We start from the raw sequence: 24,338 nt of genomic DNA, 5'->3' as shown, positions 1-24,338 counted from the left end.
GATGCGACGCCCGGGCAACCTCAGATCCGCGCGAGTCAGCCGAAAGCCGATCCCAGCTTGTGACATCCTCACCGACCGGTCTCGAACTCGCGGCGGATGCCGAACGCCTGGCGGCGCTCGACGGGTATGACATCCTCGATACCGAGCCCGAGCAGGGTTTCGACGACATCGTGCTGCTGGCCTCCCAGATCTGCGAGGCGCCGACCGCCCTCGTCAGCCTCGTCGCGAAGGACCGGCAATGGTTCAAGGCGCGCATCGGCTTCAACCCCTGCGAGACGCCGCTCGATCAATCGGTCTGCGCCCATGCCCTCGGCGCCGACGACCTGCTCGTCATCACGGACCTGACGCAGGACCCGCGCACTTGGGGGAACGCCCTCGTCACCGGCGAGCCGCATCTGCGGTTCTATGCCGGGGCACCCCTCCACACCCCGGAGGGAGCCACCCTCGGGACACTCTGCGTGATCGACACGGCGCCGAGGCCGCACGGGCTCGACGACGGGCAGCGGAGCGGATTGAGGGCGCTCGCACGCCAAGTCATGGTGCAGCTCGAACTCCACCGCGCCGTCGAGAACCGGGGGCAGGCCCTGGCGGCGCGGGCGAAGGCCGAGGAACAGATGCGCCTCGCCGCCGAGGCGACCGGCATCGGGGTGTTCGATTTCGAGCCGCGAAGCGGCGCCCTGCATTGGGACCATCGCGTCCGGGCGCTGTTCGGCGTGCCCGAGCGGAGCCCGGTCAGCTACGAGGGGTCGTTCCTCGCCAATATCCACGCGGATGACCGCGCCCATGCCGATGCCGCCGTGCAATCGGCGCTCGATCCCTCGGGGGCCTGCCGGTTCGATACGGAATACCGCGTGATCGCCGCCGATACGGGCACCGAGCGCTGGCTCGCCGCCCGCGGCCAGGCCATCGTGGAGGGGGGCGAGACGGTCCGTTTCGTCGGCACCGTTCGGGACATCTCGGCGCAGAAGGGCGCCGAATTCGCCCTGCGCGCGACCGAGGAGCGCTACCGTCTGGCGGCTCGGGCCACGACCGATGCGATCTGGGACTGGGAGTTCGCCAGCAACCACGTGCTGTGGAACGAGGCGTTGACGGAGGCCTACGGCCACGCCCCCGAGGATGTCGAGCCGACCGGGGATTGGTGGATCGACCATATCCACCCGCATGACCGGGCCAAGGTCGATGCCTCGATCCATGCGGTGATCGACGGGACGGGCACGGCCTGGACGGACGAGTATCGCTTCCTGCGGGCCGACGGGAGCTACGCGCCGGTGCTCGATCGCGGCTACGTCATCCGCGATGCGAACGGGCGCGCGATCCGCATGATCGGTGCGATGCTGGACCTGACCAGTATCCGTGCGGCCGAGGCCGCCCTGCGCGATGCCCGGCGCAAGCTCGACATGGAAAGAAGCCTGCTCCAGGCGATCTTCCGGCAGGCGCCGGTCGGCATTGCCGTGGCCGACGCCGCATCGGCCTGGACTACGATGATCAACACCCAGGCGGAGGAGATGCTCGGGCATGGCCTCGGCGCGCCCGGCGAGGAGAGGCAAGCGGGATACGGCGCGCTCCATGCGGACGATACGCCCTATGCGCTCACCGATTATCCCACCCTGCGCGCGCTGCGCGACGGCGAGGCGGTCCGCGCCGAGGAGATGCGCTACCGCAACGGCATCACCGGCGAGGTGCGCCGGTTCGAGGTGTCGAGCGCGCCTGTCCGTGACGAGGCGGGCGGCATCCAGGCGGCGGTCACCGTGCTGGTCGACGTCGAGGACCGGCGGCGGGCCGAGGCGATGCAGACCCTGATGAATCACGAACTCGGCCACCGCATGAAGAACCTGCTGACGATGGTCCAGTCCATCGCGGTGCAGACCCTGCGCGGGGCCACGGATCTCGGCGCGGTCAAGGAGATTCTCGGCGAACGCCTCGTCGCCCTCGGCAAGGCGCAGGATATCCTGCTCGGGAGCGATCTCGATCGTGCCGCCATCGGCGCCGTCATCCGCGGGGGCGTCGGCGCCCACGACGAGTTCGGGCGCTTCCGCTACGAGGGGCCGGATGTCGAGATCTCGCGCGGCGCGGCCCTATCGCTGTCGCTGATGATTCACGAGCTCACCACCAACGCGGCGAAATACGGTGCGCTCTCGGTCGAGGACGGCCGGGTCGAGGTGACGTGGTCCCTCGCTCCCGGAGCCGAGGAGGCGGACCTCTGCATCGCCTGGCGGGAAAGCGGCGGTCCCGTGGTGGTGGCGCCGACCCGAAAAGGCTTCGGCTCACGGCTGATCGAGCGGGGCCTGTCCGGCCAGGTCGGAGCCGAGATAGCGGTCGACTACGCCGCCGGCGGCGTGACCTGCCATGTCCGCGCGCCCCTCGGTGCCTTCCAGAAGGAGGGTTGAGCGGGGCCCGTCATGACCATCACGGCTCGCGTCTCGCCCTGAATTCGACGACCTTGCCGGTCTCGTCCCTGACTTCGGCTCCGGTTCCGAGAATATCGGCGATCTTCACGGCGAGTTGCTCGCGCTTGAACGGCTTGCCGATCAGGTGGACGCCCTCGTCGAGGCGTCCATGATGGACGATGGAATTCTCGGTGTAGCCCGACATGAACACCACCTTCACCTCCGGCCGGATCGCCCGGATCCGCTCCGACAGCTCCCGGCCCCGGATCTCGCCCGGCAGGATGACGTCGGTCAGCAGCAGGTCGATCGCGGCGGCGTTGGCGCCGAAGACGCGCAGTCCCTCTTCGCCGTCGGACGCCTCCAGCACGCGATAGCCGAGATCGCCCAGGATCGCGCAGGCGATCTCGCGCACCGCCGCCTCGTCCTCCACCACCAGCACCGTCGCCGACCCGCGGGGCAGCTCCAGCGGCGTCCCCATGCGCTGGCCAGCGACCCTGACCGTCCCCGTCGCGCGGGGAAGGTAGAGCTTCACCGTCGTACCCTCGCCGGGCTCGGAATAGACCTTCACGTGGCCGCCCGACTGCTTCACGAAGCCGAACACCATGGCGAGTCCGAGCCCCGTGCCCTTGCCGTCTGGCTTCGTCGTGAAGAACGGCTCGAACACGCGAGCAATTACCTCCGGCGTCATGCCGTGACCGGTGTCGGAGACCGCCGCCATGGCATAGTCGCCGGGCGTCACCTCCGCATTGTGGCGCGCATAGTCATCGTCCAGCACCGTGTTGCCGAGCTCGATGGTGAGCCGGCCGCCGCCCGGCATCGCGTCTCGCGCGTTGAGGGCGAGGTTTAGGACCGCGCTCTCCAGTTGCGCCGGGTCGGCCATTGCCGGCCACAGGCCCGCCGTCTCGACGTAGCGCACGTCGATATGCTCGCCGAGCGTCCGTCGCAGGAGCGGGATCAGGTCGGGCATCGTCGCCGAGAGGTCGATGGCGGCCGGTGCCAGGGGTTGCTTGCGGGCGAAGGCGAGGAGCTGCCCGGTCAGCGTCGCGCCGCGTTGGGCGGCCCAGGTCGCGCGCTCGATGCGGGATTGGAGCTTGCCGTCGCCGTCGAGCTTGGCCCGGACGAATTCCAGGTTCCCGAGGATGACCTGGAGCAGGTTGTTGAAGTCGTGCGCGATGCCGCCGGTGAGCTGGCCGATGGCCTGCATCTTCTGGGCCTCGCGCAGCACACCCTCGGCCTGGGCGCGCTTGGTCATGTCGGAAATGGTCAGGACGAAGCCGCCATCCGGCATCGGCGTCCGCCGGATTTCGAGATGATGCCCGTCGGCGCGTTCGCGCTCGTAGGTGATGGCCTCGCGCAGGGGCCGGGTGCCGTGCCGGACCTGGTCCTCGCTTTCCAGCTCCGGCCTGCCGGGCTCGGCCGTATGCTCGACGAAGGCCAGATAGGATGCACCGGGCCGGACCATGGCCTTCGGGAGGTCGAGAAGGATCTGGAAGCACTCGTTCCAGTTCTTCAGCTTGCCGTCGGGACCGAACACGGCGACGCCCTGGCTCAGGCTGTCGAGGGTGGTGCGCAGGCGCAGGACCAGGGCCCGCTGCTCGGCCTCCGCCTTGTAGGAGCGCGACCAGGCGTGGTTGAGCAGCCTAGCTGCCAGGAGCAGGGTCAGGATGGCGAGGCCCGAGCCGCCGATCACCAGCCAGCGGACCCAGGCCGCGCGCGCATCGTTCTGGACCTGGCGCTGGGCGAGCAGGACCTGCTCATCGGCGAGAAGGTCGGAGAGCATGGCTTCGATTTCGCGCATAAAGGTGCGACCGGCATCGGTGTTGACGATACGCAGCGCCGCTTCGAGGCCGCTGTCGCGACGGGCCTGCACCGTCTGGGCAAGCTCTTCGAGCTTGTGCTGGATCGTCGGGGACATGGCGCGCAGGCGTTCCTGTTGCGCCGGGTTGTCCGCCGTCAGCTTCTGCAACTCGCCCTGCAGCAGACCGATGCGGTCGCGCGCGGCGTTGTAAGGCCCGAGGTAATCGGCCTTGCCCGTGAGAAGGTATCCCCGCTGGCCGCGCTCGGCGTCGCGCAGGGCGATGGCGAGATCCTTCATCGTGCCAAGCACACCGTAGCTGTGCTGCGACCATTCCCGTGCGTCACGCGAGGCGTTCAGGCGCTCCCAGGTCACGGCCCCGACGAGGCTCAGAAGCGCCAGCAGGACGCCGAGGACGAGAATGTTGGCACGCGCGACGAGATGTTTGGTCATGCCGGCGTCTCATGTTTCGTCATCGGTCGGAGGCGGAGGCGGAGGCGGAGGCAGGGGGCGGAAACGGAGATCGTCCGATCCGTGTCCGAAGACCGTACCTCTCGTCCGCGATTGCGCATTATTTGCGGCCCGGACGACGCATCCTTTCCAAAACGGCGAGAGCCCCGCCTCGGGGCCTTCAAGTCTTCCTGGCGCCAGATCTTCGAGCCACCAATTCTTACCGCGCACGGATCATCCTGCGTCCAGGTGTCCGGCACCGGCGGCCGCAACCGACGGTAACGCCGGTTGTTGTTCCGTTCAGGGAGATACCTGCCGCGTGGCGTGCCCGAGCGTCCGGGGTGCGGCGTCGACATGGCACCCCGGGAGGCGGTTCGGACGATGCGTCGTGATGACAACGGGGTGGGGGGAGTCGACCCGAGACTCCTGAAGGCTGCGGTCGAGGCGGCGGGCGAGGCCATCCTGATCACCACGGCCGAGATCGAGGAGCCCGGCCCGAGCATCGTCTACGCCAACCCTGCCTTCACCCGCCTGACGGGATACGAGGAACGCGAGGTCACCGGACGCAGTCCCAGGCTGCTGCAAGGGCCGGGCACGGACCGCGCCACGCTCGACCATGCGAGGGCCTCGCTCCGTGCCGGAGAGGCGTTCCAGGGCGAGGCGCTCAACTATCGCAAGGACGGCTCGACCTACAGGGTCGAATGGCTGATCACGCCGATCCGCGACGCGGATGGGCGGATCACGCATTGGGTCTCGGCACAGCGCGACGTCACCGAGCGACGGGCCTTCGAGGACCGGCAGGCGCTGATGGTGCGCGAGCTGCATCACCGCGTGAAGAACACCCTCGCCACCGTGCAGGCCGTGCTGAACGCGACCATGCGGTCGTCCGTGACCATGGCGGAGTTCGGACGCGCGTTTTCGGGGCGGATCATCTCGCTGGCCCGGACCCACGCGCTCATCACCGAGGACGAGGCCCAGGTCGCCTCGTTCGCTGGCCTGCTCCGGGCTGAGCTGAATCCTTACAGCGAGGGGGGCCGCATCGCGCTGGAAGGCCCGAACCTCAAGCTGCCATCCGAACTCGCGGTGCCGATCAGCATGGCGCTGCACGAGCTGACCACCAATGCCGTGAGGCATGGGGCGCTCGCGCATCCGGACGGGCGGGTCGCGGTGACCTGGGATGTCGAGGAGGGCCCTGACGGGTCCTGCCTCGCCTGGGTCTGGAACGAACATGACGGACCGCCGCCGACGCTGCCGACACGGGAAGGCTTCGGAACGCGGCTGCTCAACAAGATCCTGACGGCCCAGACATCGGCCAAGGTCGACATCGCCTTCGATACTGACGGATTGAGGGTCCGGATCAAGGTTCCGCTCCGGAACCGGTAGACCCGGTGCCCGTGCTCAGGTCGACAGCGCCGTTACGGCCGCGCGAAAATTGGTCTGATCGACCGTGCCGAGCTGTTCGGCGCACGCCGCCTGCGCTTCCTCCCAGAGCGGGTATGCCTCGGTCAGGACTGCGCGCCCCTCATCCGTGAGCAGGATGCGCCGGATCCGCCGATCGTCCGCGTCGGTCTGGATCGCGAGCAATCCGCGGCGCTCCAGGGGTTTCAGGTTGGCCGTGATGGTGGTGCGATCCGTCGCCATGTCATGCGCCAGCGCGCCCACCGTCGGCACCGCGTCGCGGACGAGCATCATCAGCAGCGTGAACTGCCAGTTCGACAACCCTGTCGGGCGCAGGGCCGCATCATAGCGGCGACCGATGGCACGTGCGGCCTTCTGGGCCGCGAAGCTGAAACAGGCCTGCTCCACCGCAGCCGCGACGATCGGTGTCAGGACGGGGGGCGTAGCCATGGGCGGCTCCTCGGGAAAGTTGATACCAACCCTATAGCACATCTCCCGTCGTGGCGCAGCCGGCCGCGACCTCAATCCTGCACGTCCCCTCCGATAAAGTTGATATCAACCCATGTGTCGTACTGCACGGCGAAAAGCTGAGACAGGTTTATATCAACCTTATCGCAATGAGCATCCACGCCGGGTTCCCGGGGACCACACCGCACCCATCGCTCACCGACCAAGGAGACTTCCGATGACCGTACGTTCCGCTCTCACCATCGCTGCCATCGCCGCCGCTATCGCCGCCCTCGGCACTCCCGCCTCCGCCCAGGACGTCCGGACCTTGGCGATCTGGAACCATACCTTCGACGTCATGGAGTGGCGGCCGGCCTCGGTTGCGGCCTTCCCGGCCAGTGACAGCGCAATCCGGACCACCGGCTCGATCGCTCCCAAGCGCGCCTACGCGTCGGCCAAGGCCGGTGTCGCCGACGCAGGGGCCGTGGAAGTGCAGCCGACCCGTACCCTCGACGTCTGGGACGCCGCGGTCTCGGCTCCGGTCCGGTAGACCAAACCATCCGGCAAAGCCGGCCTGCGCCCATCATCATTGATTTCGTCGATATGGAGTATTGACGATATCTGTTTGAATGATGGTGCGGTGCGAAGTACATCGGTCTCACGAAACAGGGCGCTGCCCTGAAGCATCAGAGGAAGTTTTACCATGACAGTCCGAGTTCTCGTTCTCGCCGCTCTGGCATCCGCCACCCTGGCCGGCACGGCCATCGCCGATGAGCGGATCAACCTCACTCCGCCGCTCTACCGTGAGCAGGCCCGCGTGACGGCAGCCGTGCGTCCGGCTTCCGAGCTGACGACCACGCCGTCCGTGACCGCGCGTGCTCTCCCGACCCGCCGCATCGTTGCCGAGGCAGTCGACACCTCGACCCGCTAAGGTGGCCCCGTGGCTCGAACCGAGTCATCTCGGCGCATCCGCGTTCCAGTAGGGTGTTCCCTACTGGAACGTTTTTTAATGGTGGCGGGCGTGGACGAAAGAGCCCGAACGCTTCAGGCTCGATCCGTCACACCACACAACGGGACCAAACATCTAAGAGCGAGCAATCCGAATGAGGGCGATGACGGTCGTGATCCCGTCGAATAATTTCGGGTCGTCTGGCTACTTCTTACCTGCCTGAACCCAAGTGCCTTGGGGCTTCACTCGGCTGCGAACTCCGCGGGCGATCCGTTCTCCTGGCGTTGCGCGAACTGGGCGGTGTAGAGGCGTCTGTAGGCTCCGTTTGCCGAGAGAAGCGCCTCGTGCCGGCCCTGCTCGACGATGCCGTCCGTCCCGATCACGACGATCCGGTCGGCCTGGCGGATGGTGGCGAGGCGGTGGGCGATGACGAGGGTGGTGCGCCCTTCGGAGAGTTCGACCAGGGAGGCCTGGATCGCCTGCTCGGTCTCGCTGTCGAGGGCCGAGGTCGCCTCGTCGAGGATCAGGATCGGCGGATTCTTGAGAAACACCCGGGCGATGGCGAGGCGCTGCTTCTGGCCGCCGGAGAGCTTCACGCCGCGTTCGCCGACCAGGGTGTCGAGCCCGTTCGGCAGGTTCTCGATCAACCCGCCGAGCTTGGCCCGCCGCGCCGCCTGGGTGATCTCCGCCTCGCTGGCATCGAGCCTTCCATAGGCGATGTTCTCGCGGATCGTGCCCGCGAACAGGAAGACGTCCTGCTGGACGATGCCGATCTGCCGACGCAGCGAGGCGAGCGTGAGGTCGCGGATGTCCCTCCCGTCGATGGTGATGCGCCCGCGATCGACGTCGTAGAAACGCGGAATGAGCGAGCACAAAGTGGTCTTGCCGGCCCCCGAGGGCCCGACGAAGGCGACCGTCTCTCCCGCCGCGACGTCGAGGTCGAGCCCGGTCAGGACGGGCTGCTCTCTGGTGTAACCGAAGCTCACGCCCTCGAAGCGGATGTCCCCCTTCAGCGCCGGCACGGAGACGGCATCCGGACGGTCGACGATATCGGGCTCGGTCGCGAGCAGTTCGGCGTAGCGCCGGAAGCCGGCGACCCCTTTGGGGTAGGTCTCGACGACGGCGCCGATCTTCTCCAGCGGCCGATAGAACACGCCCACCAGCAGCAGGAACCCGATGAAGCCGCCGGGCGAGAGCTCGCCGCGCACGACGAAGGCGGCCCCGCCGAGCAACACCACGATCTGGACGAGCCGCATGCCGAGATAGTTGATCGACAGGCTGGCCGCCATGATCCGGTAGGCTTCGAGCTTGGTCTCGCGGTATTTCCGGTTGTCGGCGGCGAACAGGTGGCGCTCGTGCGGCTCGTTGGCGAAGGCCTGGACCACGCGGATGCCGCCGACATTCTCCTCGATACGGGCGTTGAAGGCGGCGACGCGGCCGTATTGCGCCTGCCAGTTCCGGGTCATGCGGCCGCCGTAGCGAAGGGTGACGAAGGCGATCACCGGCAGGATCCCGGCGGTCAGGAAAGCCAGCGGCGGGTGGACATAGACCATCAGGGCGAAGGCGCCGATGAGTGTCATCACCGCGATGAAGAGATCCTCCGGGCCGTGATGCGCGACTTCGCCGATCTCCTCCAGGTCCTTGGTCACGCGGGCGACGAGGTGGCCGGTCTTCTGGTTGTCGAAATAGCGGAACGAGAGTTTCTGCAGGTGATCGAAGGCGCGCCTGCGCATCTCGGTCTCGATGTTGATGCCGAGAACGTGCCCCCAATAGGTCACGACCACCATCAGGCCGGCATTGGCCACGTAGACTAGGCCGAGACCGAGGGCGGCGAGCAGGATGAGCTGCCAATCCTGGCGCGGCAGCAGCACGTCCACAAACACCTTCACCGCCATCGGGAAGCTGAGTTCGAGCAGGCCCGACAGGACGGCGCAGCCGAAATCGACGAGGAACAGGGTCCGGTGCGGGCGATAATAGGCGAGGAAGGCCTTCAGCATGATGCTTTCGTCAGATGATCGACGGGGCAGAGGGCTCCGCAGGACGGCACGCCCGGTAGCTTGTAGCGCATACAGCAAACCCGCCGTCGCCGCTCCTCGCCGACGCTGAAGGCCCGGGCCAGCGGGCAGCGGCCGAACGCATCCGCGCCGCAGCGACCGAGGCAGGCTTCCACGCGGAACTGGACCGGCACCATTGCCGCCGTGCCGATGCTCAATTCGCGCAAGGCGAAGTCGGCGGTGACGCCGGCATTGCACCAGAGCACGCGGCGGGACAGTCCGTAATGCCCGTGGCACAGGTCGAAGAACGGCCGCAGATGGCCCTCGATCAGGGGATCGAGGCCGGGCTCCGGCTCGGCGTCACGGGAATCCGCCTCCGCCACGATGAAGCGGGAGACGATGCCGGCCTCGTCGAGTTCGAAGCCGACCCGGTCGAACCCGATCGGCAAGGCACGGCCGAGGCGGCTAAGAGCGGTGAAATAGGGGATGATGAGGGCAGGAAGGTAGTACTGGGTCCAGAGCGAGACCAGGGCCCGCCGGTCGGCTGTTTCGAATCCCTGGCCGGCGCCTCCGCTGCCCCCTTCGCCCAAGGCTCTGCCGAACCCGTCCACCACACCGTCGAAGGCCGCCTTGCTGGCCAGGATCGAGAGCGGCCGGGCCTCGGGCCTGGACGGTGTCGCGGCGATGCGGCAGCCGAAGGCCGCGAGCGAGGGTGGAACCAGTGCTGCGAGCCGATCGATCATGCGTCCCCCGCGACCCGATCGGCCTCGAGGGTTCGGCCGATCGCCGAGCGCAGGCCGGCGAAGGCGACGGCGTAGAACAGGATCGCGGCAGCGAAATAGACCGGCCAGCCGGCATGCGCCGCGAGAGCCGGGGCGGCGATCCGCAGCGGCATCGCGGCGAAGAACGCCGCCCCGAACAGCAGGGCGTAGTCGGTGGCGGGGCGCGGCCCCTGCGCCCAGCGATAGATCATGTTGAACACCGGCACGCCCAGCCCTCCGCCGCTGACGATGCCGAGGATCGTCGCCGCGATGGCCAGCCAGGCCGATCCGACGGCGCAGGCGACGAGCATCAGGACGCCGCCGACGAGCATGCCGAGAGCCGAGACCCCGATGAGGCGCAGCGTCCCCACCCACTGCACGAGGCCGCCCGAGACCAGTGCCATCACGAGATTGACGATCGGCGAGAGGCTGCCGGTGACGAACCCGACGTCCTGCAGCGGCACGCCGAGATCGAGCAAGGCGAGGTTGTTCAAGCCGGAGAGGACGAACAGGGCCGCGAAATAGAGGCCCAGCACCAGGATGCGCGGCGCCAGCGCTCGCAAGCGCTCGAGGGAGCCTCCCGATCGTTCCGCCGGCGCGGCGTCCCGGTAGAGCCGGGCTTCCGGATACCGGAGCATCGGCAGGAGGCAGAGGAGGTTGAGGCCGGCGACGCCGAGTACCGCGGCCTGCCAGCCGAGGGTGTCGTAATATCCGATCAGCAGGCCAGCACCGGCGATGCCGCCGAGCGAAGCGCCGGAGAGTTTGGCCGAGGCCACGAACGGCCGCCGGTCGGCGGGCACCGTCTCGACCACGAGCGCTTCGAGGGCGATGTCCATCGTCGCGATGCAGAAGCAGGTCGCCACCGCGAGACCGAGCAGCACGGCGAGCGGCCAGGTCTCGCCCTGGCTGAGGACGATGAGCAGGGCGATGGCCGCACCCTGCATCAGCACGATCCAGCCGATGCGGTGCGGGAGGCCCGGCAGGCGAAACCTGTCGACAGCGACGGCCCAGAGAAACGTCAGGCCGACGGGCAGGTTGATCAGCTGCAGCAAGCCGATCTCGGCCAGTTCGACGCCGCGTGCCCGCAGGATCAGCGGGGCGCCGCTCGACAGGAAGCCGAGCGTCGTCCCGAAGGTGATGTAGAGGCAGAAGAACGGCAGTAGGGGCCGCACCCAATGCATCCGGGAAGAACCTTCGAACCGGGTGCCGATCGCGCGCGCCGCCGCGTCCGGTCCGCCGACCTGCCACGAACGAGGATCGGCTTCGGCCTCCCTCCGGCCGTGCGGCTCAGGCATGCCCGACGGAGAAGCAATGTCGACGGGCACGCGGAATGATCAGCGACCGTCCTGCGAGTCTGCGAGCCGAAGGATACGGCCTCGATTCGAGCATCGGGAGCATGCGTCCGTCCTACTCCATGGCCGGCCTCTTCGCGGCAGGCGTAGTTTTTAAATAGAATAATGTACTGTAATCATTGATCTTTTCATGAAGTATGCGGTGTCCGGATCGGGCGCAAGGGCGGTTTGCCCGCAGCGATGCCGGCCGGAGTGGAGCGGCGTCGAAGGCTTGGGATCGTCGAAGGCGTGGGCTCGTCGAAGACTTGGGCGCGTGGGTCTCTTGGGCGCGTCGGTGTCTTGGGAGGAGTCGAAGGCTTGGGCGCATGGACGGTGTGTGCCGAAGGGCGGGCGGTTCGGGGTTCCGGCCCGGCCTTCGATCACACCTTCCCTTCGATGAGTCCTCGAATCCGCGTGGCGAGTGCCTCGAGGGCGAACGGCTTGACCATGACCTGCATGCCGGGGGCGAGATGGCCGTGGTTGAGGGCGGCGTTCTCGGCGTAGCCGGTAATGAAGAGCACCCTGAGATCAGGCCGGGACAGAAGGGCCGCCTCCGCCATCTGTCGTCCGTTCATGCCGCCGGGCAGGCCGACATCGGTCACGAGCAGGTCGATGCGCACGTCCGATTGTAGCACTTTCAGCCCGGAGGCACCGTCCGCCGCCTCGATGGCGGCATAGCCGAGATCCTCCAGCACCTCGGTCACCAGCATGCGCACCGTCGGCTCGTCATCGACCACCAGCACCGTCTCGCCGGCCTTGGCACGCGCCGCCTCCGACAGATCGGGGACCGGTTCCGACCCTTCCGCCTCGCCGCGATGGCGCGGCAGGTAGAGGCAGACCATCGTGCCCTCGCCGGGCTCCGAATAGATCCGCACCTGTCCGCCGGATTGTTTGGCGAAACCGTAGATCATGCTGAGACCGAGCCCGGTGCCCTCGCCGAGCGGTTTCGTCGTGAAGAAGGGATCGAAGGCCTTGGCGGCGACGTCCGGCGTCATGCCGGCGCCATTATCCGAGACGCAGAGCGAGACGTACTGGCCCGGCTCCAGGTCGCGCTCGCGGGCACCGCGCAGGTCGAGCCAGCGGTTGCCGGTCTCGACCACGACGCGGCCACCGTCGGGCATGGCGTCGCGCGCGTTGATGCAGAGGTTGAGCAGCGCGTTTTCCAACTGGCTCGGGTCGACCAGTGTCGGCCACAGGCCGCCGGCCCCGACCACCTCGACCGACACGCCCGGCCCGACGGTGCGGCGCACCAGATCCACCATCCCCTCCACCAGACGATTCACGTCGGTCGGCTTCGGGGCGAGCGTCTGCCGACGCGAGAATGCGAGCAGGCGGTGTGTCAGGGCCGCCGCCCGCCGCGCCGCTCCCTGCGCGGCGCCGATGTAACGTTCGAGGTCGCCCACCCGGCCCTGGAGCATGCGGGTCTGCATCAGCTCCAGGGAGCCGACGATGCCGGCGAGCATGTTGTTGAAGTCGTGGGCGAGGCCGCCGGTCAACTGACCGACCGCCTCCATCTTCTGCGCCTGACGCAGCGCCTCCTCGGTTCGGGCGAGGATGTCCGCCTGCTCCTTCGCGGCGGTCACGTCGCGCACGGTCGCGTAGATCAGCCCCTCGCTGGTGACGGCGTTCCAGGAGAACCAGCGGTAGCTTCCGTCGCGGTGCCGGTAGCGGTTCTCGAACGAGAGCTGCGCCTCTCCGCGCGTGAGACCCTCCGAGGCCGCCACCGTCGTGGCGCGGTCGTCGGGATGGACGAGGTCGAGGAAGGGCCGTGCCTTCATCTCCTCATCGCTCCAGCCGAGGGTCGCCGACCAAGCGGGGTTGAGACTGATGAACCGCCCGTCGAGACTGGCGACGCTGAGCAGGTCGGAGGTGGCCCGCCAGATCATGTCCCGCTCGGCGGTGCGGGCGGCGACCTGACGTTCGAGTTCCGCGGCGTGGCGCCTGCGCTCGTCGATGTCGGTATTGGTGCCGATCCAGCCCGTGACCGTCCCCGCGCCGTCCCGGATCGCCTCCGCCCGCGCCAGGAACCAGCGGTAGGTCCGGTCGGCGCGGCGGATGCGGAACTCGACCTCATACGCGGCGCCGGTCGCGAGGGAGCGGGACCACGCCCCGGCGGCGACAAGGAGGTCGTCGGGATGGATCAGGTCTTCCCAGGCCAGCTTGCCGTCGATGGCGCCCGCCTCGACGCCCGCATAGGCGTAGGCCTGGGCGTTGAACCAGTAGAGGTCGCCGTCCGGCCGCGCGGCCCAGACCTGGTTCGGCACGGCCTCGGAGAAGGCGCGGAACTGCGCCTCGCTCGCGCGTAGATCGGCTTGCGCGCGCTTGCGTGCCGTGACGTCGCGAAACAGCACCGAGACCTGGCGGTTGCTCGCGGGCTCGATCCGCGCCGCCGAGACCTCGATATGGCGTCGTGCCGCCGGGAACGCGCGCTCGAACCGCACCGGCTCACCCGTGCGCAGCACGCCGCCATAGAGGCCGAGCCAGCCTTCGGCCTCGTCGGGCGCGAGGTCGCGCAGGGTGCGGCCGACGATGTTCGGGATGCCGGTATGGCGCTCGTAGCCCGCATTCGCCTCGACATGGACGTAATCGCTCAACGGGCCGTGCGGTCCGTCGAAGAACTCGATGATGCAGAAACCGTCGTCGACCGCATCGAATAGCGCACGGTAGCGCGCCTCGCTCGTGGCCAGCGCATCGAGGGCCGAGCGTTGTTCGGTCACGTCGCGCGCGACCCCTGAGAACCGGATCGGGCGTCCCGAGACGTCGCGTTCGAGTTCGCCCTTGCGCGCGATCCAGCGGATCTCGCCGGTATCGGCGCGCCGAATGCGGTACTCGACGTCGAGGACCAGTTCGCCCCGGCGCCGGCCCTCCACCGTCGAGACGAGATGCGCGTCTTCGGGGATGACCAATCCCTCGAACGCCGTCGCGGGATAATTCGACCGCTCCGGCAAACCATAGAGCCGACAGAATTCCCAGGTCGGATGGAGAACCCCGTCGTCGATGCCGACCGAGAAGACGCCGATGCCACCGGCTTCCTGGGCGCGGCGCAGAAGCGCCTCGGTTTCGGGCCGGCTCATGCCTGGACCGCCGATCGTTCGGCACGCCTGCCGGAAGCGTGGCCCGCACCTGCGATGCCGTCGGCCCAGCAAACGGTGCCGGTCTCGGCCTGTGCGGCCTCGTGGGCGAGGCGATGAGTGAACCGGCTGATGGTGACGATGGCGAGACGTTCCATGGCAGCTTTCTGCCGCAATCCTCGGGGTGGCGCCAGAGTGGGCCGCGCCGGGCGCGATCCGCCGAGTGGCCGAATCCATCGTGTGTGGCGCCGCTGATCGCGTCATGCCAGGCCATGAATCGCGGGCGTCACCCTCCCGTCATTGCGGTCGTGAGGTCAGTCTCGAAGTGACGCGCCCACCTTGGCGCTCACAGGACAAAGCCATGTCCTTTGGGCATGATCATGGGGCGGGGGGCATCCTCAAGACCGATAGGACTGCCCGGCCTCTCGCTTCACTCGGCTCACTGTCGTTGATCCGAGCACCGGCTCACCAAGCGCTGTCATGCGGCGAAGGCCCCGCGCGAGCGCAGGGTCTCGATCTCGTCCGCCGAGAGACCGAATTCCGCCAGCACGTCGTCGGTGTGTTCGCCGAGCAGGGGGGCGTGCGTGCGGACGCGCTGGGGCGTGCCCATCAGCTTCACCGGAAAGCCGATATTCGGCACCGTGCCCTCGATCGGGTGGGGAACCTCGATGCGCATCTGCCGGTGCCGGCCGTGCTCGCTCTCGAACGCCTCCGGGTACGTGTTCATGCGTCCGGCCGGGATGCCGGCGTCGAGAAGCAGGGAGACCCATTCCTCGGCGCTCTTGGCGGCGAAGCTCCGCTCCAGCTCCTCGATCAGAGTCTCGCGGTTGGCGAGCCTTGCCGGGATGTCGACGAAGCGGTCATCGTCGAACAGGTCGCCGCGGCCGAGCACGTCGCAGAGCAGGCGCCAGAGCTTCTGGTTCGTCGCCCCCATGACGAAGTATCCGTCGGAGGCGCGCACCGCCTGATAGGGCGCGCTCATGCGGTTGGAGGTGCCGAGCGGCTGCGGGATGCGGCCCGTCCCCCAATATTCCGAGACATCCCAGATCGAGAAGGCCAGGGCCGCATCGAACAGGGAGGCGTCGATATACTGGCCCTCGCCACTGGCCTGTCGGCCGATATAGGCGGCCAGGATCGCGTAGACGGTGAACAGCGCGCAGCCGATATCGGCGACCGGGACGCCGGCTTTGACCGGCGGTCCGCCGGGATGGCCGGTGACGCTCATCACCCCCGACATCGCCTGCGCCATCAGGTCGTAGCCGGGCCGTTTCGCCCAGGGGCCCGACTGGCCGAAGCCCGAGATGCTCGCATAGATCAGCCCCGCATTGCGGGCGCGCATCGCCTCGTAGCCGAGGCCGAGCCGGGCCATCACGCCGGGCCGGTAATTCTCGACCAGCACGTCCGCGCTGGAGGCCATGTCGAGCAGCAGGTCGCGCCCGGCATCGGATTTGAGGTTCAGGGCGAGGCTGCGCTTGTTCCGGTTCATGTTGAGGAAACCCATGCTGTCGGGCCCCTTCATCTTGAACCCCATGGCGCCGCGGGTCTGGTCGCCCGTGCCCGGCGGCTCGATCTTGACGACATCTGCCCCGAGATCGGCGAGCAGCATGCTGCAGAACGGCCCCGCCATCACCTGGGTCACGTCGAGGACGCGGATCCCCGCCAAAGGAAGGGGGCGGCTCGGCGTGGCGTCTTCGCGCACGGATTCGTCCATCCTGCTCGGTTCCTCTGTTGTGTCGTCTGGCGGTCGATGGAAACCGGCGCATGGGGCTCCCCTCCCCCTCGCGAGGGGAGGGGAGCGTGGTGCGCTATTCCGCCGGTACGGGCCGCCCCACCGGCAGCGACGGTTCCTCCTCGAAGGGGCGCTCGGGGTGCATGGTGAAGGCGAGGCCGGCACCCACCAGGCAGAGGCCGATGGAGCCGACGAAGGGCAGCGTCCAGCTTCCCGTCGCGTCGACGATGAGCCCGAACACGATCGGCGAGATGATCGCCGCCACGGCCGATCCGGTATTCATCAGCCCGGCCGCCGTGCCCGAATAGGTCGGCGCGATATCCATCGGCACCGACCAGATCGGGCCGATGACGAGCTCGGCGAAGAAGAAGCCGGAGCTCAGAAGGAGCGCCACCAGGGTCAGGTCCTTGGTGAAGAACACGCCGGTGAGGCTCGCCGCCGCGCCGAGGAAGCCGACCACGATGATGCTGAGCCGGGCGAGCTTGAGGTTGCCGGTCTTCTTCAGGATACGGTCGCTGAGCACGCCGCCGAGCGTATCGCCGACCACGCCGGCGAAGAACACGCCCGAGGCGAACAGGGCCGAGTTCTTCAAGTCGAGCCCGTAATTCAGCTTGAAGAAGCTCGGCAGCCAGCCGAGGAACAGCCACAGCGTCCAGCCGTAGCAGAAATAGGTGAAGGTGACCGGGAGCATCCGCATGGTCAGGCGGCTCCAGGGGATGTTCTGCTTGGCGCCGACCTTGCGCGGCGGAGGCAGCACCGCGAGTTCCTCCGGCGTGATCGCCGGATGCTCGGCCGGGTCATCGCGGAAATAAAGGTACCAGACCACGACCCAGAGGAAGCTCGCCACCCCCAGGATGACGAAGCCGATGCGCCAGCCGAACTGGTAGATCAGGACGGCGACGATGGGCGGCGCCACCGCGTTGCCGAGGCGCGCGAACGCATGGGTGATGCCCTGCGCGAAGCCGCGCTTGCCCGGCGCGGTCCAGTTCTGCATCGCGCGGGTGGCGGTGGGGAAGGTCGCGCCCTCGCCGAAGCCGAGGAGCACGCGGGCGAGGAACAGGCTGACGAGGCCGCCCACGAGTCCGGTGAGGATCGTTGCCGAGGCCCAGATCAGGCCGCAGACGAGGAGGGTGCGCCGCGCCCCGAACTTGTCGCCGACCGAGCCGCCGATGACCTGGAAGATGGCGTAGGGGTAGGCGAAGGCGGACAGGATCAGACCGAACTGGGTATTCGAAAGCCCGAGATCCTTCATGATCTCGCCGCCCGCCGTCGCGATGTTCACCCGGTCGAGATAGGTGACGAAATACATCAGGCAGAGCAGGAACAGCACCATGTTCGACGCGCTGACGCGTCGCTTGGCAGGTTTCGACGCGATGACGCGTCCATCAGCAGGTTCCGACGCGGATACGCGTCCATTGGCAGGCGTCATCGGGGTTTCCTCAGGTTGGAAGTGCGAGGCCGCCCGATCTGATCGCCGAGCTTTCTGGTGGCTGCGCGCGCGGTTGGTGGTTCGTGTGGTGTCGGTTTGTTCGTGTTCGCTGAGTTCGGCGCCCCGTCATCCCGGGGCCGGGTCGGGGAACCCGAAGTCCGGGGAGCCCGGCGGTGCAAAGCCGCGCACCGTCCGCGTCCCGGAAGGACGATGCGCGACGGCGCCAGCCGGTCGGAGCGGCTGGACGCGTCGTCCCTCAATCGTCGAGGCCGGAGCGCAGGGCGGTCATCGCCGCGAGCACGCCGCCGCTCCTGTGCGGAACGCCGGCAGCCTTGAGGCCCATCTCGACGCCCGACAGCGCCGCCATCAGCATCAGGTCGTTGCACTCGCCGAGATGGCCGATGCGGAAGACCTTGCCGCTGAGCTTGGCCAGCCCGGTGCCGAGGGAGAGGTCGAACTTCTCGAGGATCAGCTTTCGCAGGGCATCGGCATCCTGGCCCGCGGGCAGCATCACGGCGGTGAGGACCGGCGAATAGTCCGACGGCTCCTGACACAGGACTTCGAGGCCCCAGCCCTCGACGGCGGCGCGGGTCGCGGCGGCGAGGCGGTGATGGCGGGAGAAGACCTGCGGCAGACCTTCCTCTCTCAGCATGGCGATGGCTTCGCGCAGGCCGTAGAGGAGGTTCGTCGCCGGCGTATAGGGGAAGTAGCCGCTGGCATTCGGCTTGAGCATGTCCTCCCAATCCCAGTAGGAGCGGGGCAGCGTCGCGGTTTTCGCGGCGGCGAGCGCCTTGTCCGACAGGGCGACGAGGCCGAGCCCCGGCGGCAGCATCAGGCCCTTCTGCGAGCAGCTCACCGCGACGTCGACGCCCCATTCGTCATGGGCGTATTCGGCCGAGCCGAGGCCGGAGATCGTATCGACGAGGAAGAGGGCCGGATGGGAGGCGCGGTCGATGGCCTTTCGGATGTCGGCGATCCGGCTCGTCGCACCCGTCGAGGTCTCGTTATGGACCACCATCACCGCCTTGATGGATTTCGCCCGGTCCTCGGCCAGGATCGCCTCGACGCGCTCCGGATCGACGCCGCGGCGCCAGTCGCCGGGGACGAACTCGACCTCGATGCCCCAGCGCGCCGCCATCTGGCGCCACAGGGTGGCGAAATGGCCGGTCTCGAACATCAGCACCCGGTCGCCGGCCGACAGCGTGTTGACGATGGCGGATTCCCAGGCGCCCGTGCCGGAGCCCGGATAGATGATCACCGGTGAGCGGGTCTGGAACACCGCCTGGGCTCCCTCCAGCACCGACTTGCCGAGTTCGGCGAAGTCGGGTCCGCGATGGTCGATCACCGGCATGTCCATGGCGCGAAGGACGCGCTCTGGCACCGGGCTGGGGCCCGGAATGTGCAGGAAGTGGCGTCCGGTCCGTGTCGTCATCGGTGTCTCCGCGATGGCCGGTCGAAGGGAGTGGCCCCCCGAGATCGACGGATCGGGGCGGCATGCGGCGGAAAATTGCATTCATTTTTTGAGAGGGCAAGCATTATTATGCGAACATTCATCCTCGACCGCATCGCTTTCGGCTGGTAAGCCCGCATTATGGTGCTTGACCCCATCTCCGAACCCGACGCCGATACCGGTCCTCCGGCGAGCGACGGAGCGCGCCCCGCCGCTGTCCCGTTCCTGGCGAAATCGCTGCACGGCGAGCTTCTGGCGCGCCTTAGGGACTATATCGTCGAGGGCAATCTGGCGGCCGGTGCGCGGGTGCCGGAGCGCATCCTGTGCGAGCGTTTCGGCATCTCGCGCACACCTCTGCGCGAGGCGCTGAAGGTGCTGGCCTCGGAGGGGCTGATCGAGCTCCTGCCGAATCGCGGCGCACGGGTGCGCCAGCTCGGCACCGAGGAACTGGTGGACCTGTTCGACGTCATGGGCGGGCTCGAAGCCCTGGCCGGGCGCCTCGCCTGCGAGAAGATCACGCCCGCCGCCTATGCGGAGATCGAGCGGCTGCACCATGAGATGTACGGCTGCTACATGCGGCGCGACCTGCACGGCTACTTCGCCTGCAACCAGGCGATCCACGACCGGATCGTGCAGGCGGCGGACAACGAGCCGTTGCGGGCGAGCTACGCCAATTTCGCCGGGCGCCTGCGCCGTGTGCGCTACTCGGCCAATCTCGACGAGAATCGCGACCGCTGGGGCGAGGCGATGCGCGAGCATGAGGAAATCCTCGATGCGCTGCGGCGGCGCGCCGGCAACGAGCTCAGTGACATCCTGTTCGGGCACCTGCGCAACAAGCGCCGGGCGGCGGCCGGGCGCGAGACGGCGTGCCCGCCGGACGTCGCCTCCGCCGCATCGTGACGGCGGCTCAGCGGAAGGCCTCATGAAACCGTGCGGCCTGCGCCCGGATCACGTCTGCTGCGGTCAGGATGCCGGCCCGGTCGACGTCGAGATGGGTGGTCGCGCGGATCTGATGCGCGCCGATGGCGCGGATACGCACATCTTCTGCGAGACACGCCTCGGCGAAGGCGGTCGCGGTGATGCCCAGCGGCTCCACCGAGAAGCACAGGATGTTGGACTGGGCCGCATCGGGCGCGATGGTAAGGCCCGGCGCGCCGGTGATGCGGGCCTTCAACTCGCCGGCATTGGCGTTGTCGAGTTCCAGCTGGTCCACATGGTGATCGAGGGCGTAGAGCCCGGCCGCGGCGAGGATCCCCGACTGGCGCATGGCGCCACCGAGCCGGTACTTCCACCGCCACGCCTCGACGATAAAGTGCTTCGATCCGCACAGAACGGCGCCGACCGGGCAGCCGAGTCCCTTGCTCAGGTCGATCCAGACGCTGTCGAAGCCTTTGGCGTAGTCCCTGGCGGAGATGTCGGTGGCAGCCACGGCATTGAGCAGGCGCGCCCCGTCGATATGCGCCTTCATGCCGCTGTGATGGGCGAGATCACGGATGCGGCGCATGTCGGTGAGCGGCCAGACCGAGCCGCCCGAAAAGCTCGTGGTCTGCTCCACCGAGACCAGGGCCGAGCGCGGCGCCGTGCGAGCCGGAGGGCGGATCGCCGCCTCGAACGCCTCGGGCGTGAAGACGCCTGCCGGCGTCGCCAGGGCCTTCACCGACACACCGCCGATGGCGGCCGAGCCCGCAGCCTCGGTGTTGTAGATGTGGGACTGGTCGTCGACCACGATCTCGTCGCCGGGGCGGGTCTGGACCAGGATCGAGGCGAGGTTGCACATCGTGCCCGACGGCATGAACACGCCCGCTTCCTTGCCGAGCAGGGCGGCGACGCGCTCGCACAGGGCCAGGGTCGTCGGATCGGAATCGGATTGCTCGTCGCCGACCTCGGCGCGGGCCATGGCCTCGCGCATGCCGGGCGTTGGCCGCGTCTGCGTGTCGCTATACAAATCGATCATTCGGCGGCCCTGTTTTGCATGCAATTCGTGCAGACCACTTTAGCCGGTCGGAGCGATCCCGCCACCCTGCCGAAACCCGGATCGCCGTGATGCCGGCTTACGGCATCCTCACGAGGACGATGGATCATGACCGCCACGGCTGAGCCCGCCACCGGCCCGAATCCCGCCGGGTCGCCCGCCGCTGCCGGATCGGGGCCGATCAGCCCCCGCGCCGCCAACCGCCAGGGTGCGGGCCTGCCGCGACGTCTCGCCGAGGCTCTGCGCGGCGAGGCGCGATTCGATGCCTTCACCCGCGGGCGCTATTCCAACGACGCCTCGATCTACCAGATCATGCCGGCGGGCGTGGTCCTGCCGCGCAACGCCGCCGACATCGCCGCGACGCTGAAGATCGCGGCCGAGCACGATGTGCCGGTGATCCTGCGCGGCGGCGGCACTTCGCAGAACGGCCAGCCCATCGGGCGCGGCCTCGTGGTCGATTGCTCGCGCCATTTCAACGGCATCATCGCCTACGATCCGGAACGAGGCACCATCACGGTGGAGCCCGGCATGGTGCTGGAGCGGCTGAACACCCGCGTGAAGGCCGATGGCTGGTTCTTTCCCGTGGAACCCTCCACCGCGACTCGTTGCACCATCGGCGGCATGGCCGGCAACAATTCCTGCGGCGCGCGCTCCCTGCGCTTCGGCAAGATGAGCGACAACGTGCTGAGCCTGGAGGCGTTGTTCCATGACGGCGAGCCCTTCGGCTTCGGCCTCACCGGAAACGAGGCGACGGGCGTCGTCGGCTCGGAGCGCGCCGGTGACCTCGCCGCCGCGATGCGGGCGCTCGCCGATGCTGAGCGCGACGAGATCCTGCGGATCTACCCCCGGGTCCAGCGCCGGGTCGGCGGCTACAATCTCGATGCGCTGATCGAGGCGCGGCCGAACCTCGCCCATCTCCTGGTCGGTTCGGAGGGCACGCTGGCGGCCACGACCAGCGTGACCCTGAAGCTCTCGCGCCTGCCGACCCACCGGGTGATGGGCGTCTGCCACTTTCCCTCGTTTCGCTCCGCGATGGAGACGACGAAGGCCATCGTCGATCTCGACCCCGTGGCGGTGGAACTCGTCGACAACAACGTGCTCGTGCTCGGCGCCGACATTCCCCTGTTCCGGGCGACGCTCGCCGACATCACGCGCGGCCGGCCGAACTGCCTGCTGCTGGTGGAATTCGCCGGCGACGACCGGGATGCGTTGCTGCGCGACCTCGAACGCCTCGATACCTGCATGGCCGATCACGGCTTTGCCGGTGCGGTGGTCGAGGTGCCGGAACCCGTCCGCCAGAAATCGGTATGGGAGGTGCGCGAGGCCTGCCTCAACATCATGATGTCGATGAAGGGCGACGCGAAGCCGGTCTCCTTCATCGAGGATTGCGCGGTGCCGCTGGAGCATCTCGCCGATTATACCGACGCGGTGACGGAGGTGTTCACCCGCCACGGCACGCGCGGCACCTGGTATGCCCACGCTTCCGTCGGCTGCCTCCACGTCCGCCCGATCCTCGACATGAAGCAGGGCGGCGACGTCGCCAGGATGCGGGCCATCGCCGAGGCCGTGAGCGAGCAGGTCCGCCGCTTCAAGGGCTCGTATTCGGGCGAGCACGGCGACGGCATCTCGCGCTCGGAATACATCGCGCCGATGTTCGGGGAGCGCCTGACCCGCGCCTTCGAGCAGGTCAAGGACGGGTTCGACCCGGAGAACCGGCTCAATCCCGGCAAGATCGTCCGGCCGCTGAAGATGGACGACCGCTCATTGATGCGGTTCCAGCCGGGCTACGCCGTGAGCCAGCCGAAGACGACCGCCCTCGACTGGTCGGAATGGGGCGGGTTCGGCGGCGCCGTCGAGATGTGCAACAACAACGGCACCTGCCGGAAGCTCGCCGGCGGGGCGATGTGCCCGTCCTATCGCGTCACGAAAGAGGAGCAGCACCTCACCCGAGGCAGGGCGAACACCCTGCGGCTCGCGATCTCGGGTCAGCTCGGCAACGACGCCTTCACCAGCCGCGAGATGAAGCGGACGCTGGATCTCTGCGTCTCGTGCAAGGCCTGCCGCCGCGAATGCCCCACCGGCATCGACATGGCGAAGATGAAGGTCGAGTTCCTGCACCATTACCATGCCCGCCACGGCCTGCCGCTGAAGGAGCGGCTGGTGGCGGCGTTGCCGCTCTATGCCGGCACGGCGGCGTGGCTGGCGCCCCTCCTCAACCTGCGCGACCGCCTGCCCGCTCTCGCGAGACTGTCCGAGCGGGTCGCCGGACTCTCGGCGCGGCGCACCCTGCCGCGCTGGCGCCGTCCCTGGGTCGAGCAGGGCGAGCCGGCCCATCCCGCGGACGTCGCCGGCGACGTCCGCGACATCGTCCTGTTCGGAGACACGTTCAACCGCGCCTTCGAGCGCGAGAACCTGGAGGCGGCCGAGCGCGTGCTGATTGCGGCCGGTTACCGGCTGCACCGGGTCGTCCCCCATCGCGGGCGGCGTCCGCTCTGCTGCGGGCGGACTTATCTCGCCTCCGGCCAGACCGACCGGGCCCGCGAGGAAGCGCGCCGCACGCTCACCGCGCTGCTGCCCTTCGTGAGGGCCGGCGCGCGGATCGTCGGGCTCGAACCCTCCTGCCTTCTCACCTTCCGCGACGAGTTCGCCTCCCTGCTCCCCGGCCCGGAGGCGGGGGAGCTGAGCAAGGCGAGCTTCCTGTTCGAGGAATTGCTGGCGGTGGACCTCGATGCCGGGCGGATCACGCTGCCCATGGCCGATCAGCACGGGCGGGTGGCGCATCTCCACGGCCATTGCCACCAGAAAGCCTTCGCCGCCATGGGCGCGGTGGAGACGGTCTTGCGCGCCGTGCCGGGGCTGGACGTGCGGGTGATCGAGTCGAGCTGCTGCGGCATGGCAGGGGCCTTCGGCTACGGCGCCGAGACCATCGACGTCTCCCTGGCCATGGCCGAGCTCTCGCTGTTCCCGGCCCTGCGCAAGGCCGGCCCCGATGATCTCGTCGTGGCCGACGGGACCAGCTGCCGTCACCAGATCCATGACGGTCTCGGCATCCATGCGCGTCACGTGGCTCGGGTACTGGACGACGCGATGGCGGAACGCCGCCGGACAAGTACGAATACTCGATCCCGTAGGGATATCTGACGGAAAATCTATGTCACTTCGTGTTTTGTCGAAG

The 24,338-nt window shown here is 68.2% G+C and carries 17 protein-coding genes; 6 read left to right on the top strand and 11 right to left on the bottom strand.

The features are described from left to right. The first annotated feature begins 59 nt into the window (after window positions 1-59). On the top strand, window positions 60-2,387 hold the full coding sequence (locus A3OK_RS0115720; protein ID WP_019905851.1) for a PAS domain-containing protein: 2,328 nt from the start codon (window positions 60-62) through the stop codon (window positions 2,385-2,387). A 19-nt stretch (window positions 2,388-2,406) separates the two neighbouring features. Here A3OK_RS0115720 and A3OK_RS0115715 read toward each other — a convergent pair whose 3' ends face one another. Beyond that, window positions 2,407-4,635 (bottom strand): CHASE3 domain-containing protein, encoded by a 2,229-nt coding sequence (locus A3OK_RS0115715; protein ID WP_019905850.1) that lies wholly within the window; start codon window positions 4,633-4,635, stop codon window positions 2,407-2,409. A gap of 378 nt (window positions 4,636-5,013) precedes the next feature. Between A3OK_RS0115715 and A3OK_RS0115710 the strand changes: the two genes are divergently transcribed. Beyond that, window positions 5,014-6,015 carry an HWE histidine kinase domain-containing protein gene (locus A3OK_RS0115710; RefSeq protein ID WP_019905849.1) on the top strand — a complete coding sequence of 334 codons (1,002 nt, stop codon included), beginning with the start codon at window positions 5,014-5,016 and terminating at the stop codon, window positions 6,013-6,015. Window positions 6,016-6,030: 15 nt separating this feature from the next. On the opposite strand, the gene A3OK_RS0115705 is transcribed toward A3OK_RS0115710, so the two are convergent. Continuing rightward, window positions 6,031-6,480, bottom strand: a complete 450-nt coding sequence (locus tag A3OK_RS0115705) for a MarR family transcriptional regulator (protein ID WP_019905848.1) — start codon at window positions 6,478-6,480, stop codon at window positions 6,031-6,033. A 235-nt stretch (window positions 6,481-6,715) separates the two neighbouring features. Between A3OK_RS0115705 and A3OK_RS0115700 the strand changes: the two genes are divergently transcribed. Both A3OK_RS0115700 and A3OK_RS0115695 read left to right on the top strand, forming a co-directional pair. Continuing rightward, window positions 6,716-7,027, top strand: a complete 312-nt coding sequence (locus A3OK_RS0115700; protein ID WP_019905847.1) for a hypothetical protein — start codon at window positions 6,716-6,718, stop codon at window positions 7,025-7,027. Window positions 7,028-7,180: 153 nt separating this feature from the next. Continuing rightward, window positions 7,181-7,408, top strand: a complete 228-nt coding sequence (locus A3OK_RS0115695) for a hypothetical protein (RefSeq protein ID WP_019905846.1) — start codon at window positions 7,181-7,183, stop codon at window positions 7,406-7,408. 260 nt (window positions 7,409-7,668) lie between these two features. On the opposite strand, the gene A3OK_RS0115690 is transcribed toward A3OK_RS0115695, so the two are convergent. The 8 genes from A3OK_RS0115690 to A3OK_RS0115655 all read right to left on the bottom strand — a co-directional run bounded on the left by A3OK_RS0115690 (window position 7,669) and on the right by A3OK_RS0115655 (window position 19,173). Continuing rightward, on the bottom strand, window positions 7,669-9,423 hold the full coding sequence (locus A3OK_RS0115690; protein WP_019905845.1) for an ABC transporter ATP-binding protein: 1,755 nt from the start codon (window positions 9,421-9,423) through the stop codon (window positions 7,669-7,671). After that, window positions 9,417-10,163, bottom strand: a complete 747-nt coding sequence (gene fhuF / locus A3OK_RS0115685; RefSeq protein WP_019905844.1) for a siderophore-iron reductase FhuF — start codon at window positions 10,161-10,163, stop codon at window positions 9,417-9,419. Before fhuF ends, A3OK_RS0115690 begins: the two co-directional genes overlap by 7 nt. Further along, window positions 10,160-11,362: an MFS transporter gene (locus A3OK_RS0115680; RefSeq protein WP_155912168.1), complete on the bottom strand. Its 1,203-nt coding sequence runs from the start codon at window positions 11,360-11,362 to the stop codon at window positions 10,160-10,162. Before A3OK_RS0115680 ends, fhuF begins: the two co-directional genes overlap by 4 nt. A 530-nt stretch (window positions 11,363-11,892) precedes the next feature. After that, window positions 11,893-14,586 (bottom strand): PAS domain-containing protein, encoded by a 2,694-nt coding sequence (locus A3OK_RS24630; protein WP_019905842.1) that lies wholly within the window; start codon window positions 14,584-14,586, stop codon window positions 11,893-11,895. Next, the gene (locus A3OK_RS24355) at window positions 14,583-14,741 is read right to left on the bottom strand and encodes a hypothetical protein (protein ID WP_019905841.1); all 159 of its coding nucleotides are present in this window, start codon (window positions 14,739-14,741) and stop codon (window positions 14,583-14,585) included. The genes A3OK_RS24630 and A3OK_RS24355 overlap by 4 nt, the downstream gene beginning before the upstream one ends. A gap of 320 nt (window positions 14,742-15,061) precedes the next feature. Next, window positions 15,062-16,294 (bottom strand): CoA transferase, encoded by a 1,233-nt coding sequence (locus A3OK_RS0115665; RefSeq protein WP_019905840.1) that lies wholly within the window; start codon window positions 16,292-16,294, stop codon window positions 15,062-15,064. Window positions 16,295-16,388: 94 nt separating this feature from the next. Further along, window positions 16,389-17,645 (bottom strand): MFS transporter, encoded by a 1,257-nt coding sequence (locus A3OK_RS0115660; protein WP_019905839.1) that lies wholly within the window; start codon window positions 17,643-17,645, stop codon window positions 16,389-16,391. Between the two features lie 352 nt (window positions 17,646-17,997). Beyond that, on the bottom strand, window positions 17,998-19,173 hold the full coding sequence (locus A3OK_RS0115655) for an aminotransferase class V-fold PLP-dependent enzyme (protein ID WP_019905838.1): 1,176 nt from the start codon (window positions 19,171-19,173) through the stop codon (window positions 17,998-18,000). 159 nt (window positions 19,174-19,332) lie between these two features. Between A3OK_RS0115655 and A3OK_RS0115650 the strand changes: the two genes are divergently transcribed. After that, window positions 19,333-20,091 (top strand): GntR family transcriptional regulator, encoded by a 759-nt coding sequence (locus A3OK_RS0115650; protein ID WP_019905837.1) that lies wholly within the window; start codon window positions 19,333-19,335, stop codon window positions 20,089-20,091. Between the two features lie 7 nt (window positions 20,092-20,098). Here the strand turns inward: A3OK_RS0115650 and A3OK_RS0115645 are convergent, their stop codons facing one another. Continuing rightward, window positions 20,099-21,145: a threonine aldolase family protein gene (locus A3OK_RS0115645; RefSeq protein WP_019905836.1), complete on the bottom strand. Its 1,047-nt coding sequence runs from the start codon at window positions 21,143-21,145 to the stop codon at window positions 20,099-20,101. 126 nt (window positions 21,146-21,271) lie between these two features. Here A3OK_RS0115645 and A3OK_RS0115640 point away from each other — a divergent pair, with 126 nt between their 5' ends. Continuing rightward, on the top strand, window positions 21,272-24,304 hold the full coding sequence (locus tag A3OK_RS0115640; RefSeq protein ID WP_019905835.1) for an FAD-binding and (Fe-S)-binding domain-containing protein: 3,033 nt from the start codon (window positions 21,272-21,274) through the stop codon (window positions 24,302-24,304). Window positions 24,305-24,338: the final 34 nt, after the last annotated feature.

The organism is Methylobacterium sp. 77, from assembly GCF_000372825.1.
GTDB lineage: Bacteria > Pseudomonadota > Alphaproteobacteria > Rhizobiales > Beijerinckiaceae > Methylobacterium.
This window is presented reverse-complemented; position numbering and strand designations above follow the sequence as displayed.